Source organism: Novosphingobium oxfordense, from assembly GCF_044029435.1.
GTDB lineage: Bacteria > Pseudomonadota > Alphaproteobacteria > Sphingomonadales > Sphingomonadaceae > Novosphingobium.
The window spans coordinates 189911-204247 of sequence record NZ_CP147005.1; the positions used below are offsets into that span (position 1 = coordinate 189911).

Annotated in this window: 13 protein-coding genes; 12 read left to right on the forward strand and 1 reads right to left on the reverse strand. The window is 65.3% G+C overall.

Annotated elements, in window-relative coordinates; genetic code table 11:
- The first annotated feature begins 178 nt into the window (after positions 1 to 178).
- From WBP07_RS00880 to WBP07_RS00915, 8 genes are all read left to right on the forward strand, one after another.
- Positions 179 to 1204, forward strand: coding sequence for an amidohydrolase family protein (locus WBP07_RS00880; RefSeq protein WP_395393560.1), 1026 nt, complete (start codon positions 179 to 181; stop codon positions 1202 to 1204).
- Between the two features lie 278 nt (positions 1205 to 1482).
- Positions 1483 to 2337 carry an amidohydrolase family protein gene (locus WBP07_RS00885; RefSeq protein WP_395393562.1) on the forward strand — a complete coding sequence of 285 codons (855 nt, stop codon included), beginning with the start codon at positions 1483 to 1485 and terminating at the stop codon, positions 2335 to 2337.
- A 203-nt stretch (positions 2338 to 2540) separates the two neighbouring features.
- Complete coding sequence (locus WBP07_RS00890) at positions 2541 to 3839, forward strand: MFS transporter (RefSeq protein WP_395393563.1); 1299 nt, start codon at positions 2541 to 2543, stop codon at positions 3837 to 3839.
- 312 nt (positions 3840 to 4151) lie between these two features.
- Complete coding sequence (locus tag WBP07_RS00895) at positions 4152 to 5150, forward strand: protocatechuate 3,4-dioxygenase (protein ID WP_395393565.1); 999 nt, start codon at positions 4152 to 4154, stop codon at positions 5148 to 5150.
- Positions 5151 to 5469: 319 nt separating this feature from the next.
- Entirely contained in the window at positions 5470 to 6327 is an 858-nt protein-coding gene (locus tag WBP07_RS00900) for an HpcH/HpaI aldolase/citrate lyase family protein (protein ID WP_395393568.1), read from the forward strand.
- Between the two features lie 2 nt (positions 6328 to 6329).
- Entirely contained in the window at positions 6330 to 7883 is a 1554-nt protein-coding gene (locus WBP07_RS00905; protein ID WP_395393570.1) for an acetolactate synthase large subunit, read from the forward strand.
- A gap of 17 nt (positions 7884 to 7900) precedes the next feature.
- A complete protein-coding gene (locus WBP07_RS00910; RefSeq protein WP_395393571.1) occupies positions 7901 to 8806 on the forward strand; it encodes a phosphate ABC transporter substrate-binding protein in 906 nt (301 codons plus the stop codon).
- 56 nt (positions 8807 to 8862) lie between these two features.
- A complete protein-coding gene (locus WBP07_RS00915; protein WP_395393574.1) occupies positions 8863 to 9582 on the forward strand; it encodes a siderophore-interacting protein in 720 nt (239 codons plus the stop codon).
- 215 nt (positions 9583 to 9797) lie between these two features.
- Here the strand turns inward: WBP07_RS00915 and WBP07_RS00920 are convergent, their stop codons facing one another.
- Positions 9798 to 10847 (reverse strand): Glu/Leu/Phe/Val dehydrogenase, encoded by a 1050-nt coding sequence (locus WBP07_RS00920; RefSeq protein WP_395393576.1) that lies wholly within the window; start codon positions 10845 to 10847, stop codon positions 9798 to 9800.
- Positions 10848 to 10978: 131 nt separating this feature from the next.
- Between WBP07_RS00920 and WBP07_RS00925 the strand changes: the two genes are divergently transcribed.
- From WBP07_RS00925 to WBP07_RS00940, 4 genes are all read left to right on the forward strand, one after another.
- The gene (locus tag WBP07_RS00925) at positions 10979 to 11452 is read left to right on the forward strand and encodes an Lrp/AsnC family transcriptional regulator (protein ID WP_395327846.1); all 474 of its coding nucleotides are present in this window, start codon (positions 10979 to 10981) and stop codon (positions 11450 to 11452) included.
- A 118-nt stretch (positions 11453 to 11570) separates the two neighbouring features.
- Entirely contained in the window at positions 11571 to 12191 is a 621-nt protein-coding gene (locus tag WBP07_RS00930) for a TetR/AcrR family transcriptional regulator (RefSeq protein ID WP_395393578.1), read from the forward strand.
- Between the two features lie 432 nt (positions 12192 to 12623).
- Positions 12624 to 13040, forward strand: a complete 417-nt coding sequence (locus WBP07_RS00935) for a hypothetical protein (protein WP_395393580.1) — start codon at positions 12624 to 12626, stop codon at positions 13038 to 13040.
- Positions 13041 to 13072: 32 nt separating this feature from the next.
- Positions 13073 to 14320 carry an efflux RND transporter periplasmic adaptor subunit gene (locus tag WBP07_RS00940; protein ID WP_395395687.1) on the forward strand — a complete coding sequence of 416 codons (1248 nt, stop codon included), beginning with the start codon at positions 13073 to 13075 and terminating at the stop codon, positions 14318 to 14320.
- Positions 14321 to 14337: the final 17 nt, after the last annotated feature.

Below are 14337 nucleotides of genomic sequence, written 5' to 3' on the forward strand. Positions count from 1 at the left end.
CCGACAGGCCGGCCGCTCAGGGTAAACCGGGGCCCCCGCTTGTTCTTCTGGCTCCGCGCCGGGATGCAAACAGGAAGCGGGGCCCCCGCCTTCGCGGGGGCGACGGGGTGAGGTTGGCGAGGTGATTTTGCTTGATCCTGACCCTTGCTGGTCGGGTGGAAATTCCACGGAGAATCCCATGATTATCGACTGTCACGGTCACTTCACGACGGTCCCCAAGCATTTCCGCGAATGGCGCAGCGCGCAAGTTGCAGCGGCGGACGATGTGGCGAACGCGCCGCTCGTGGCCGATGCGCATGTCAGCGACGACCAGATCCGCGAAGGGATCGAGGGCGGCCAGCTCAAGCTCCAGCAGGAGCGTGGCAGCGACCTTACGCTGTTCTCGCCGATCGCCGGCCTGATGAGCCACCACCTGGGCAACGAGCGCACCAGCCTTGAGTGGGCGAGCGTCTCCAACGACCTCGTCTACCGGGTTACGGAGATGTATCCGGATAACTTCGTGCCGGTCGCCATGCTGCCGCAGAGCCCCGGTGCGCCGCCGAAGAACTCGATCCCCGAGCTTCGCCGCGTGGTGGAGGAACTGGGCTTCGTGGGCGTGAACGTGAACCCCGATCCCACCGGCGGCTACTGGACCGGTAAGCCTTTCACCGACAAGGAATGGTATCCGCTGTTCGAGGCGATGTGCGATCTGGACGTGCCGGGCATGGTCCACGTGGCCGCATCGTGCAATCCGAACTTCCACGGCACCGGCGCGCATTACCTGAACGCCGATACCTCGGTGTTCATGCAGATCCTGCAGAGCGATCTGTTCAAGGACTTCCCGACGCTGCGCCTGGTCATCCCGCATGGCGGCGGCGCGGTGCCCTACCACTGGGGCCGGTATCGCGGCATGTCGCTGGAGATGATGGACCGTCCGCTGGAAGGGCTGCTGGACAACATCTACTTCGACACCTGCGTCTATCACCACCCCGGCGTCGAGCTGCTGACCAAGGTGGTGCCGACTTCGAACGTGCTGTTCGGCTCGGAAATGATCGGCGCGGTGCGTGGCACCGATCCGAACACCGGGCACTACTTCGACGACACCAAGCGCTACGTCGATGCCTGCGAGGCGCTGTCGGACGACGACCGTTTCGCGATCTACGAAGGCAATGCCCGCAAGGTCTATCCGCGTCTCGACGCGCGGCTGAAGGCCAAGGGGCTTTAAGGGCCCCGACCCGACTGCCGCCCCAGCAACCATAAATCCGGTGATCCCGCTTGTTCTTCCGGCCTCGCGCTGTGGGGCAGAAGAAAGCGGGGCCCCCGCCTGCGCGGGGGCGACGGAGTGGTTTGAGATAGGTCGGTCTTGAAGTCCACGACAGCGGCGGAAGTTATGCCTCGCGGCTGACAATCAACTCCCGCCGCCGCCGCCCACCCCGCAAATTGACAGCAACCAGAACAGAGCCCCGGCAGCGAAGGACCGCTTCCGGCAGCGGAGACAGGTGCATGACGTCCAAGTTTGTCGATATCCATCCCCACGTCATTTCCGACGACGAAGGCGCCTATCCGCCCGCGCCGCTGTTCGGAAAGCGGTCCGACTGGTCGCAGGAGCGGCCCAGCACGGTGGAAACGCTGATCGCCTCCATGGATGAGGCGGGCGTGGCCAAGGCCGCCGTCGTCCATTCCTCCACCACGTATGGCTTCGACAACAGCTACGTGGTGGATGCCTGCAACCGCTACGCGGATCGCCTGATCGCGGTGGGTTCGGTGGACGTGCTGGCGCCCGATGCCGTCGATACGATCCGCTCGTGGGTGGACCGGGGCCTCAAGGGCCTGCGCGTGTTCACCGGCGGATCGACCAAGGAATTCGATCCCAGCGAACTCGACGATCCGCGCGCCTATGCGGCGTGGGAACTGCTGGGCGAGTTGGGCCTGACCATGTGCATCCAGACCGGCCCGGTCGGCCTTGCCGCCGTGACCGCGCTGGCCAAGCGCTTTCCGAACGTGCCGATCATTCTCGATCACCTCGGCCGCCCCGATGTGACCGATGGTGCGCCTTACGCGAATGCGCAGAGCCTGTTCGACCTCGCGCCGATCGAGAGCATCTATCTGAAGCTCACCCCGCGCATCATGGGCGATTCGAAAAAGGGCGAGGCCACGCCCGAGACGCTGTTCCCCAAGCTGGTGGACGTGTTCGGCGCGCAGCGCATGGTCTGGGGCTCGAATTACCCGACCTCGCCCGGCACGCTGGCGGAGATCAAGGCGACCGCCGAGGACCGCCTGTCGTGCCTGACCGACGCCGACCGCGAATGGATCTTCGCGAAGACGGCGCAGAAACTCTACCCCGCTCTGGACGACTGAGGATTAGTTTGAAAATCCGCCGAAAGCGGATTTTGGCGGCACCGGCCCACTCCCCCACCCGACCTCCCAGCGAGAGTACACTAGTGGGAGGTCGGGTGGGGGAGTGGGCCGGTGCCGCCCTGAAAATGCCCGATGGGCATTTTCCAAACAGACTCTGGCCGCCAGACGCGACAATAGGTGACATAAACGTGGAGAGAGACGAGATGGAAAAGGCACTGGAACGGGGCGGGGCAAGCAGGAGGGCGAGTACCGCCGCACCCGCAAGCGCGGCCGCCTGGGCGGTGCTGCTGCTGCTGGCGCTGGGCGTGATGATCGCCTTCGTCGACCGCACCAGCATCTCGTCGGCTCTCGCCGATGGGCCGTTCATCCAGCACTTCGGCATGACCGACATCGACCGGGGCTGGGTGAACGCGGCGTTCTTCTGGTCCTACGGCCTGATCCAGGTGCCGGCGGGCTGGCTGGTCGACCGCTACGGCGTGAAGACGCCCTACACGGTTTGCTTCGTGCTCTGGTGTCTGGCGACGGCGGTGACCGGCCTGATCTCCACCATGTTCGCGCTGGTGCTGATGCGCTTCATCGTCGGCGCGGCAGAGGCGGTGGTGATGCCGGCGAGCTACCGCTGGATCCGCAACAATTTCAAGGAAGGGCAGAGCGGCACCGCCGTCGGCCTGTTCGCGATGGGCAACAAGTTCGGCCCCGCCATCGGTGCGCCGATCGCGGCGTGGCTGATCACAGCCTATGACTGGCGGGTGATGTTCATCGCCACCGGCGCGGTCGGGCTGGTCTGGCTGCTGCCGTGGATGTTCCTCGTCAAGAACGACCTGCCGCGCCGCGAAGACATGGCCGCGATCAAGCGCAAGGCTTCGTCCGTCACTTTCGCCAGCATCCTCTCCAGCCCGCTGGTCTGGGGCACCCTGGTGGTGAACTTCTGCTACGGCTACTTCACGTTCTTCTGCATGACCTGGATGCCCAGCTATCTGGTCGAGGAGCGCGGGCTGAGCCTTGAGAAGTCCGGCCTGTTCACCTTCTTCAGCTTTGCCGGCATCGCCATCGTCGCGCTGATTGCCGGGTGGCTGGCGGACAAGCTGATCGCGCGCGGCGGCGATCCCGTGTTCGTGCGCAAGGCCTTCGTCATCGCCGGCTTCATCGGCGCCTGCACCGTGCTGCTGGGCGCCAAGGCGGAATCGCTGAACGCGGCGCTGTTCTGGAACGTCTTCTCGCTCTCGTTTCTGGGGCTTGCCACCGCCAACAACCTTGCGCTCTGCCGCCTGACCCTGATCCCGGCGCCCGCCGTGGGCCTCGTCACCGGCGTGCAGCAGGTGGCGACCAGCCTTGCCGGCGGCGTCGCGGCGAGCCTGTCTGGCTGGCTGCTCCATGTCTCCGGCAGTTACGACCTGCCGATGATGGTGATCTTCGTCTTCCTCGTGATCGGTGCACTGACGACGTGGCTGGTGCTGCGTCCCGAATGGGCGCCCAAGATTTCACTCGCAGCAGGCGAGTGACGCTGCGCTCCGGGCGATGTCACCCGTGGGGGCGGGTTGCATCACCCGGAGCGTAGATTGGATTGGCTGCCGCCACGGCCGCCCCCTAGGGTCAGGACCTACTAATCACGCCTGCGAGGCATTCCAATGTCCCGAAGGGATTTGATCAAAATGGCCCAGCGCAGCGTCAGGAAGTCTTGAAATATAGACATATTCCTGCGCCTTCCTTCCTCGCCCTGAGCCATTTTGCTTCAAACCTCGCAGGCGTGATTAATAGGTCCTGACCCTAGTTCTGCGACACGTTCGCAGCAGATTTGATTGAAAGAGGATGTAATGGCGCAGATCGTATTCGGCATGGCGGTTCCGCACAGCGGGATGCTGGGTCAGGCCCCCGAGGACTGGCTGAACAACGGCGATCGCGACCGCAAGAACCCGGAACTCTGGTACCGCAACCGCACCTGGACCTACCCGGAACTGGAAGCCGAACGCGGCGCCGCCTTCGCCCCGTTCCTGACGCTGGAAGAACGCACGACGCGCGCCACGCGCTGCCGCGCCGCGCTGGACGAGATGGCGGAGGCCTACAAGCGCGCCAAGGTCGATGTCGCAATCGTGCTGGGCAAGGACCAGAAGGAAATCTGGCCCGACCAGTCGCCCTCGATCACGATCTACACGGGCGAGGACGTCCACAACGGCCCGCCGCAGCGCCCGGTCTATGCGCCCGATCACCACGTGGTGCATCAGGCCTATCCGGACTTCGCCACATACCTGATCAAGACGTTCCAGGACCACAACTTCGACCTGAACGATCTTCAGAAGTGGCCGCAGAACACCTGGATGGAATCGCGGCAGGGCTATGCGCCGGACTATCCGGTAGTCCCGCACGCCTATAGCTTCGTCTACCACCAGATCATGGGTGACGACGTGCCGCGCCACGTGCCGGTGCTGTTCAACCTGTTCTATCCGCCGACGCAGCCCTCGATGGCGCGCTGCATCGAATTCGGCCGCGTGCTGCGCGAGGCGATCGAGGCCTGGCCGGAAGACGTGCGCGTGGCGGTGATCGCTTCGGGCGGCCTGTCGCACTTCGTCAATGACGAGGAGTTCGACCGCGACGTGATGGAGAAGCTGGCGAGCTACGACTACGAAGGCCTCGCCGCGATCCCGGACGGTTACTACCAGTCGGGTACGAGCGAGGTGAAGATCTACTCGATCGTGATGATGGCCCTCCAGCACACCGGCGCGAAGATGACCTTGGTGGACTACGTGCCCTGCTGGCGCACCGAGGCCGGAACCGGCGAGGGCATGGGCTTCATGTACTGGCAGCCGGAAGAATAAGGCTTCGGCGCGCTTATCGCGCTCCACACACTCCACCGTCGCCCCCGCGCAGGCGGGGGCCCCGCTTTCTTCTGCACCCTCTCGTCCAGTTCCAAGAAAAGCGGGATCCCCGCCTGCGCGGGGATGACGGATCATTTAATCGCGGCGCGGGAGGTTTTCCCCGCTGGCTGACGGCAACAAGTCTGTCAGAATTCTCCCCCTCGGCGGGTTTCGAAACCAGCCCGCCGGTTTTTCGATGGCGGTCGTCGTTGGATCAATCGCGCGATGCCGCCCGGGAAGAGGTACGGGCAGAGCAAGCCCGAAAGGAAAGATCCAAGCAATGACCCAGACGCGCCTCAACGGCATCATCCGCGCTCTCGAAGCCGGCAAGCCCGCTTTCACCTGCTTCTCGAAGGTCGACAAGCTGACCGCGCAGGAACTGACCGATGCCCCCTATGACGGCATTGTCTTCGAGATGGAGCACAACCCTTACGACGTGGCCGCGCTGGGTGACGCGCTCCAGTACATGCTCAACCGCAAGAAGATCGCGGAGAGCGGCTCGGTCGCGCCTGCGGTCACCCCGATCGCCCGTATCCCGGCGAACGGCGGCGAGATGAACCAGTTTCAGGCCAAGCAGGTGCTGGATCGCGGCGTCTACGGCGTGATCACCCCGCACGTTTCCACCGTGGAGCAGGCCTACAACATGGTCGCCTCCGCCCGCTATGCGAAGCCGACCGGCGCCGCGCTCTATGAGCCCAAGGGCATTCGCGGCGACGGCCCGGCCACCGCCGCGCGCTACTGGGGCCTGTCGCAGCCCGAATACTACGCCAAGGCCGACGTTTGGCCGCTGGCACCGCATGGCGAACTGCTGGTGGGCATGATGTGCGAGAGCCCCGAGGCGATCGAGAATCTGGACGACATTCTGGCCAACGTGCCCGGCATCGGCCTGGTGCTGATCGGCGAGGGCGATCTTTCGCAGGCCCTCGGCTACCCGCGCCAGTACGACCATCCCGAAGTGGTCAGCGCGATGAACAGGATCGTCGAGGTCTGCAAGAAGCACAACGTCGTCGTCGGCAACCCGCACACCAATGCCAAGAACGTCGAGCGCCTGATCGGTGAGGGCTATCGCTTCCTGATGTCCGCGCCGACGCGCAGCTACGGCGTCGTCGGGCAGGGCCGCGAACTGGCGGGGTACTGATCATGGCCAACGGTGCAGAAACGCTCGTCAACACGCTGGTCGACAACGGTGTGGAGGTTTGCTTCGCGAACCCCGGCACTTCGGAAATGCACTTCCTGGCGGCGCTCGACAATCCGCGCATGAAGTCGGTGCTGTGTCTTTACGAAGGCGTCTGCACCGGCGCGGCGGATGGCTGGTATCGCATGAAGGACGTGCCGGCATCCACGCTGCTGCACTTGGGCCCGGGCCTCGCCAACGGGCTGTCCAATATCCACAACGCCAAGCGCGCCTCGTCCGGCATGGTCAACATCGTCGGCGAGCATTCGGCATCGCATCTGAAGTACGATCCGCCGCTGACGTCGGACATCGAAGGGCTGGCCCGCCCGCTCAGCCACTGGGTGCGCCGCGCCGAGTCCGCGACGACGATTGCGTGGGACACCGCCACCGCTTGCGCCAAGGCCAGCGAACATCCCGGTCAGATCGCCACATTGATCCTGCCGGGCGACACTGCGTGGAAGGACGCCGGAACTCCGGTCGTGCCGCAGGGCCTCACCCGCGCGCGCCCCGCGCCCGATCAGGCGCGCGTGGACGAAGTGGCGAAGGTCCTGCGCTCGGGCGAGCCCACGCTGCTGATCCTTGGCAACAAGGCCACCCGCGGCCGCGCGTTGGAACTGGCCGGCGTGGTCGCGGCGGGCACCGGCTGCCGCCTCGGCTCGCAGTTCTTCACTGCGCGTATCGAGCGCGGCGCGGGCCGCACGCCGCTGGAACGCATTCCCTACGCGGTGCCGCTGGGGCAGGCCTTCCTCAAGGACTTCAAGCACATCGTCACTTTGGAGACCAAGGAACCGGTGGCGTTCTTCGCCTATCCGGACAAGCCCAGCCTGCTGAAGGCGCCGGGCACCGTGGTCCACTCGCTGGTCGCGGATGACGAGGACAGCGCGCTCGGCCTGGAAATGCTGATCGACGCGTTGGGCCTGAAGGGCGCTGCGCCGCTGGTGCAGGAACGGATCGAGGCGGGCGTGCCCAGCGGCGCGCTCAACCCCGAAAGCATCGCCCAGGCCCTTTCGGCAGCGCTGCCGGAGAACGCGATCCTCGTCGACGAGTCGCTCACCACTGGCCGCCAGACCATGGGCCTGACGATGGGCGCGCGTCCGCACGACCTCATCAACAACATGGGCGGCTCGATCGGCTACGGCACCCCCGTCGCCACCGGCGCGTCGATGGCCTGCCCGGACCGGCGGACCTTCTGCATGGTGGGCGATGGCAGCGCCATGTACACGATCCAGTCGCTATGGACGCAGGCGCGTGAGGGGCTGCCGATCACCACGATCATCTTCGCGAACAACCAGTACGCGATTCTCAAGGCCGAATACACGAACATGGGAGCGGGCCAGCAGCCCGGCCCGCAGGCCATGGCCATGATCGATATCGACCGTCCGACCATCGACTGGGTGGCCATGGCAAAGTCCATGGGCGTGCCCGGCGTGCAGGTCGACAATGCCGAAGACTTCCACAAGGCGATGGCACGTTCCACCGAGATGGACGGCCCCTGCCTGATCGAAGTCAAGCTCTACTGATCGGGAGAAGGAACACCATGACCACCACCGACGTCCTGACACAAGACATCGTCCTTAGGGCAAACGTACAGGATTATCCGCAGACCAAGGCGCTGAAGGACGGGCGGGTTTCGTCCGATATCGTCAGCCTCGATTTCTGCGGGCCGGAAAAGGCGCACAACGGCTTCAAGGCCATGCTGCGCGAGAATGCCTTCGATTGCGGCGAACTGGCCATCGTCACCTGCCTGCAGGCGAAGATCTACGGCAAGCCTTTCGTGCTGCTGCCGGCGCCGATCTCGGGCCGTTTCCAGCACCACTGCGCGGGCTTCAACCGTGACCTCGGCCATCTCAATCCCAAGGATATCGAGGGCAAGCAAGTGGGCGTGCGCACGTACGCGCAGACCACCGGCCTCTGGGTGCGCGGCGTGCTCCAGCATGAATACGGCGTCGATCTCGGCAAGGTGACGTGGATGACCGTGGGTGACGGGCATCTGCTGGAATACACCGATCCCGCCAACTGCGTGCGCCTGCCCAAGGGGTCGGACATTGGCCAGATGATGCTCGACGGCGAACTGGCGGCGACGCTGCAGGGCGTCGATCTGCCCAAGGACCCGCGCGTGGAGCGGCTGATTCCCGATCCCTTCAACGCCGCCAAGGACTGGTTCGCGCGTGAGGGCGTGGTGCCGATCAACCACATGTTCGTGGTGCATCAGGACCTTACGAAGAACCGCCCCGACGTGGTGCGGGAACTCTACCGGATGGTGGTGGAGAGCCGCGATCTGACTGAAGGCGGCCTGCCCGATCCGTTCCCGCCGGTGGGGCTGGAAGCCAATCGCAAGGGGATCGCGCTTGCCATCGACTGGGCCTTCGAGCAGAAGATCATCCCCCACAAGATCACGGTCGACGAGCTTTTCGACGACGTGACGGCAAGCCTCGGAGCCTGACCCTGAGCGAAGAACAGCAAGCCCGCGATTCCGTCCCCCCTCATTCCGTGCAGCGCGTGCGCCGGGAGATCCGGCGGCGCAGCCTGACGGTCAGCCGTGTCGAGCCCTTGGGCTCGGCCATGCTGCGGATCTGGCTGGAGGGGGAGGATCTCGCCGATTTCGAGAGCGCCTCGCCCGACGATCACATCAAGCTGTTCTTCGCTTCGGAAACTGCCGGGCCGGATGAGAAACCGGCCATGCGCGATTACACGCCGCGCCTGTTCGATACCGCCGCGCGCACGCTCGCGATCGATTTCGCGCTGCATGATCCGGCGGGCCCGGCCACGGCATGGGCCAAGGCCGCCAAGCCCGGCGATGTGCTGAACATCGGCGGCCCGCGCGGTTCCGCCGTGGTGACCGATGATTTCGACTGGTACCTGCTGATCGGCGACGAGACCGCGATCCCGCAATTCTCGCGCCGGATCGAGGAACTGCGTCCCGGTATTCCAGTGACCGCGCTGGTCTCGGTCGCGCCCGGGATCGAGCGTGCGCCGGTTCCCGAGCGGGAAGGGCTGAACTGGGTCTGGGTGGAGCATGACGGTCACGGCGAAGACGCCGCGCCGCTGCTCGCCGCGCTGGGCGAGGCCGGATTGCCGGAAGGCGAGGGCTATGCGTGGATCGCGGCGGAGGCCGCCGTTGCGCAGGCTATCCGTGCCAAGCTGACCGACGAGATGGGCCATCCGCTGGGTTGGCTGCGGTCGTCGGGCTATTGGACGGTCGGTGAGGCGCAGGGCTGAGCTAGCCTCGACGCCAGCCCCAACTACCCCTCACTACTTCACCCCAAACACTCCCGTCATCCCCGCGTAGGCGGGGATCCCGCTTGTTCTTGGCGGCGAGGCGGAAGGAAGCGGGGCCCCCGCCTTCGCGGGGGCGACGAAATGTGTGTGGGGAGGTTGGCTTAAAAACAAAAGGTGAGGGGGCAGGGTACCTGACCCCGCCCCACTCGACCTGATTACGCTTCCACCAGTCGGCCGCGAGCGACCAGCTGCTGCGCCATCTCGTCGGCGACGACATGGCTCGGACGGCCTTCGCGTTCCGCCGTCGCCAGGATCTCGCCCAGACGCTCGGCGATCAGGTCGATACGGCCGCCGACCTGGTCTTCGGTCTCACCAAGATACTCGGCGACCACGTTGATGATGCCACCAGCGTTCACGACATAGTCGGGCGCATAGGCAATGCCGCGCTCGGCCAGACGCGCACCGTCGGCTTCGGTGGCAAGCTGGTTGTTGGCGCCGCCGCAGATGAGGCGGGCGCGCAGGGTGGGGATGGTCTTCTCGTTCAGCACGGCGCCCAGCGCGCAAGGGGCGAAGATCTCGGCCTCTGCGGCAAGGATGTCCGCCGGCGCGACGACACGGCCGCCCAGCTTGGCTGCGAGCGCCTCTGCACGGGCGGCGTCGGCATCGGCCAGCACCAGCTTGGCGCCGGCTTCATGGAGCAGTTCTGCGAGGTGTGAACCGACATTGCCGGTGCCCTGCAGCGCCACGGTCAGTCCGCGCACGTCCGAGCCCAGGGTCACGCGCGCGGCGGCCTGCATCGACTTGAAGATGCCCAGCGCCGTCCAGGGCGAGGGGTCGCCACCAGCAAAGCCCGGCTTCTTGTCGAGGCCGGCCACGTGGCGGGTTTCCTCGGCAATCGCGCGCATGTCGGCAATGGTGGTGCCCACGTCTTCCGCCGTCACGTACTGGCCGCCCAGCTTTTCGACCGCACGGCCGAACGCGCGGAACATCGCGGCGCGGTCGAACGCGCCTTCGGGGCGCTGGAGCACGGCCTTGCCGCCGCCGAAGGGCAGGCCGGCAATGGCGTTCTTGTAGGTCATGCCGCGGGCAAGGCGCAGGGCGTCGGTCGCCAGTGCGTCCTGATCGGCATAGTTCCAGAAGCGGCAGCCACCGGCTGCGGGGCCAAGCGAAGTGGAATGAATGGCAATCACGCCCTTCGCGCCGCTTTCGGGGTCGTCGATTACCACGAACTGTTCACCCAGTTCGCAATCCACCGTGTTTACCATCTCGTCTTCTTCCTCCTTTGGGGGAGGTTTTCAAATAGCAGTGATTGGCCTGATAAAAATTGCGAATTTCACGGAGATTGGGCTATCTATGGAATGATTCATTCTTCGATGCGATAATTTTGGAATTGAATATGTCATCCGGGCTGGACGAGTACGAAAAGAAGATTCTCGCGATCCTGCAGGTGGACGCCTCGCGCTCCTCCGCCGACATCGCGCAGGAGATCGGGCTGTCGCAGGCGCCGTGCTGGCGGCGGATCCAGCGGCTGAAGGACGAAGGCTATATCCGCAGCGAAGTCTGCGTGCTGGATCGGCGCAAGATCGGGCTGCGTGCGCAAGTCTTCGCGCAAGTGAAGCTGACCGCGCATGGTCGCGCCAACTTGTCGCAATTCGCCGATGCCATGAACGCCTTTCCCGAAGTGCTCGATTGCTTCGTGCTGATGGGCGCAGTGGATTTCATGTTGCGTATCGTCACTGAGGACATCGAGGCTTACGAACGGTTTTTCTTCGAGAAACTGTCGCAAGTTCCGGGCGTGCAGGAAGTCAACTCGATGGTCGCGCTATCGGAGATCAAGTTCACCACCGCGCTGCCGCTCGACCATTTGTGACGAAAAATTACAGGGGGGCGAAAGGCCGGGAATTGCGGGGATTATCGGCGGCTATGACTTATCATAGCGCGCAACGCCTCTGGACGGCGGGGGTGTGGATAACTATATACCGACCGGTATGAAATGTTCCGACTCCATTGCCGCCCCCCGTGGTCGCCCGCGTGAATTCGATCCCGAACAGGCCCTTACTTCGGCGCTGCGCGTGTTCTGGCAGCGTGGCTACGAAGGCGCGTCGATGGCCGAACTGACCGAGGCGATGGGCATCACCAAGCCCAGCCTCTACGCCTGTTTTGGGAACAAGGAGGCGCTTTTCAAGAAGGCGCTGGACCTCTACGAGCGCGACAAGCTGGCCTATGTGGGCAAGGCGCTGGAAGCGCCGACCGCGCGCGGCGTGGCAGAGCGGCTGCTGAACGGTGCCATCACGACTCACTGCGGCGGCAGCGGCAACGACCCGAACGGGTGCCTCAGCGTGATTTCCACCGTGGCCTGCACGATGGAGGATGCCTCCATCCGCGACTTCGTGGTCGCCCGTCGCGTCGCTACCGAGGAAGCGCTGATCGAACGTTTCGCGCGCGCCAAGGATGAGGGCGATCTGCCGGGAACCGTCGATCCCCGCGCCTTGGCCCACTGCCTGACGACCGTGCTTCAGGGCATGTCCGTAAAGGCCCAGGGCGGTGCCTGCACGCAGGAAGCCAAAAGCGTGGTCGATACCTTCCTCGCCATGTGGCCGGGTAAATAGGCGAATCAATCCGACGTGAGCGGGAGGCAGCAACCGCCAAGGCGCGGAGAGGGTGATGATTTTTTCATTCACCCAGCATTCACGCCCTTGAAATTGCTGCGTCGCACCTAAATTTACCGAGCGGTACAGAAAACTGCTTGACGATTTCTGTACCGCTATATATACCAATCGGTACAGAACGAGGGCATAGCCGACTCGCCGTCTAACGGGAGTACGGGGCCGGAGTTCCTCCCCGGCGCCGCCCGACCCCCCGCGGGCGGCTCCATTGAAAAACGAAAAGCGGCCCACGCGGCGGAACCCTGTTTCCGTGCGGTGCTGGGCTGCACTCAATTACTTTCCGGTGCCCCTTGCGCCGGAGCCCGCCGGCGCGCGCCCTTACCTCCCCCTCCTGTCCCGGGGGCGCGCGCCGGTTTCTTTCCAGGGAGCACAGACATGGCCTTCATCGATTTCTCCGATGCAGCGCACCCGGCGCTGCCCGTCGCAAATTCAAACGTGGTTCCGATCCCGGCCGCCCGTACGTCCGATACGGATGGCGGATTGCTGAGCCGCCTCGAACGCCGCGTCGTCGAACTGGCGCGCGAGGATGGGCTGAAAAGCCTGATCCCGCAGCGCCCGCGCCGCTGGCTCGCCCGCCTGATCTTCGGCCCCATGCCGCCCTCCAAGATGCTCGCCAACGAGCAGCTTGAAGCGCTGCGCCAACTGGCGGTTCAGGCCTGGCATCACGGATACACTCTGCCGGTCTCGGCGATCCGCGAGGCTCAGGCCGCGGGTCACAGCGAAGCCAAGGTCGGCGCCGTCATCGATTTTATCGGGCGCCTGCGCGCCCCGGTCCGGAGGCTTGCTGCGTGAATGCTCCCGTAAAACTGGAAGAACTGGCCGAGGTGTCGTCGCCGATCGGCGACACCGGCCGCAAGCGAGGAAGCGGTCGCCGGATGGCGATCGGCGCCATCGCCCTCGTCGCGGTGGCGGGGCTGGGGTGGAAGGTGTTCCACGAAGCCCCTGCCGACGCCGCCCCGATGCCGCCCGCCATCGTGCAGGCGGCCAATCCGCTGGTGAAGGACGTGACCGAGTGGGACGACTATGTCGGCCGCTTCGCCCCCAGCAAGACCGTGGAAGTGCGTCCGCGCGTTTCGGGCGCGGTCACCCAGATCCTGTTCCGCGATGGCGACTATGTGCAGGCCGGGCAGGCGCTGTTCGTGGTCGATCCGCGCCCCTATCGCGCGGCCCTGGCCGAGGCGAAGGCGGATGTCGCATCGGCCCAGAGCGCCTTGGCACTGGCCCGTTCCGACTATGCCCGCGTCGCCGGCCTGAAGGGTGACGAGGCGATGGCCGCCAGCGAGGTGGACCAGCTCGCCGCCAAGGTACGCGCCGCCAGCGCGCAGCTTGGCGCCGCGCAGGCCCGCGTTACCCAGCGCGCGCTCGACGTCGAATTCTCCACCGTGCGCGCGCCCATCGCGGGCCGCATTTCGGACCGCCGGGTGGACGTGGGCAACCTCGTCTCGGGTGAGAACGGCACCGGCGCCAGCCTACTGACCACGATCAACGCCGTCAGCCCGATCTACTTCACGTTCGATGCTTCCGAAGCGCTGTTCCTCAAGACCCAGCGCGACAAGGCGGAGCATCAGGGCGGCACGAACGTGCAGGTGCGCCTGCAGGATGAGGCCCAGTACCGCTGGAACGGCAAGCTGGACTTCACCGACAACGGGCTGGATCCGCGCTCCGGCACGATCCGCGTGCGCGCCGTGCTGGACAACCAGGACGGGTTCCTGACGCCGGGCATGTTCGGCAACATGCGCCTGGCGGAAGGCGGCACCGTCAAGGCCCTGCTGGTGCCCGACGATGCCGTGCAGTCCGACCAGGCGCGCAAGGTGGTGCTGACGGTCGGCAAGGATGGCACCGTTGCCGCCAAGCCGGTGGAACTCGGCCCGCTGGTGGATGGTCTGCGCGTGATCCGCACGGGGCTCGTGCCCAGCGACCGCGTCATCATCTCCAACTATCAGGCCGCCGTTGCCGGCGCCAAGGTCAATACCCGTCGCGGGCAGATCGCGCCCGACATGAAGGCAGCGGCCGCCGCTGCCGCTTCCGGCCCCAGCTCGCCCGCCGCGGCGCAGGCCACCATCGCCCATTGATCCACCCATCAGGGGGG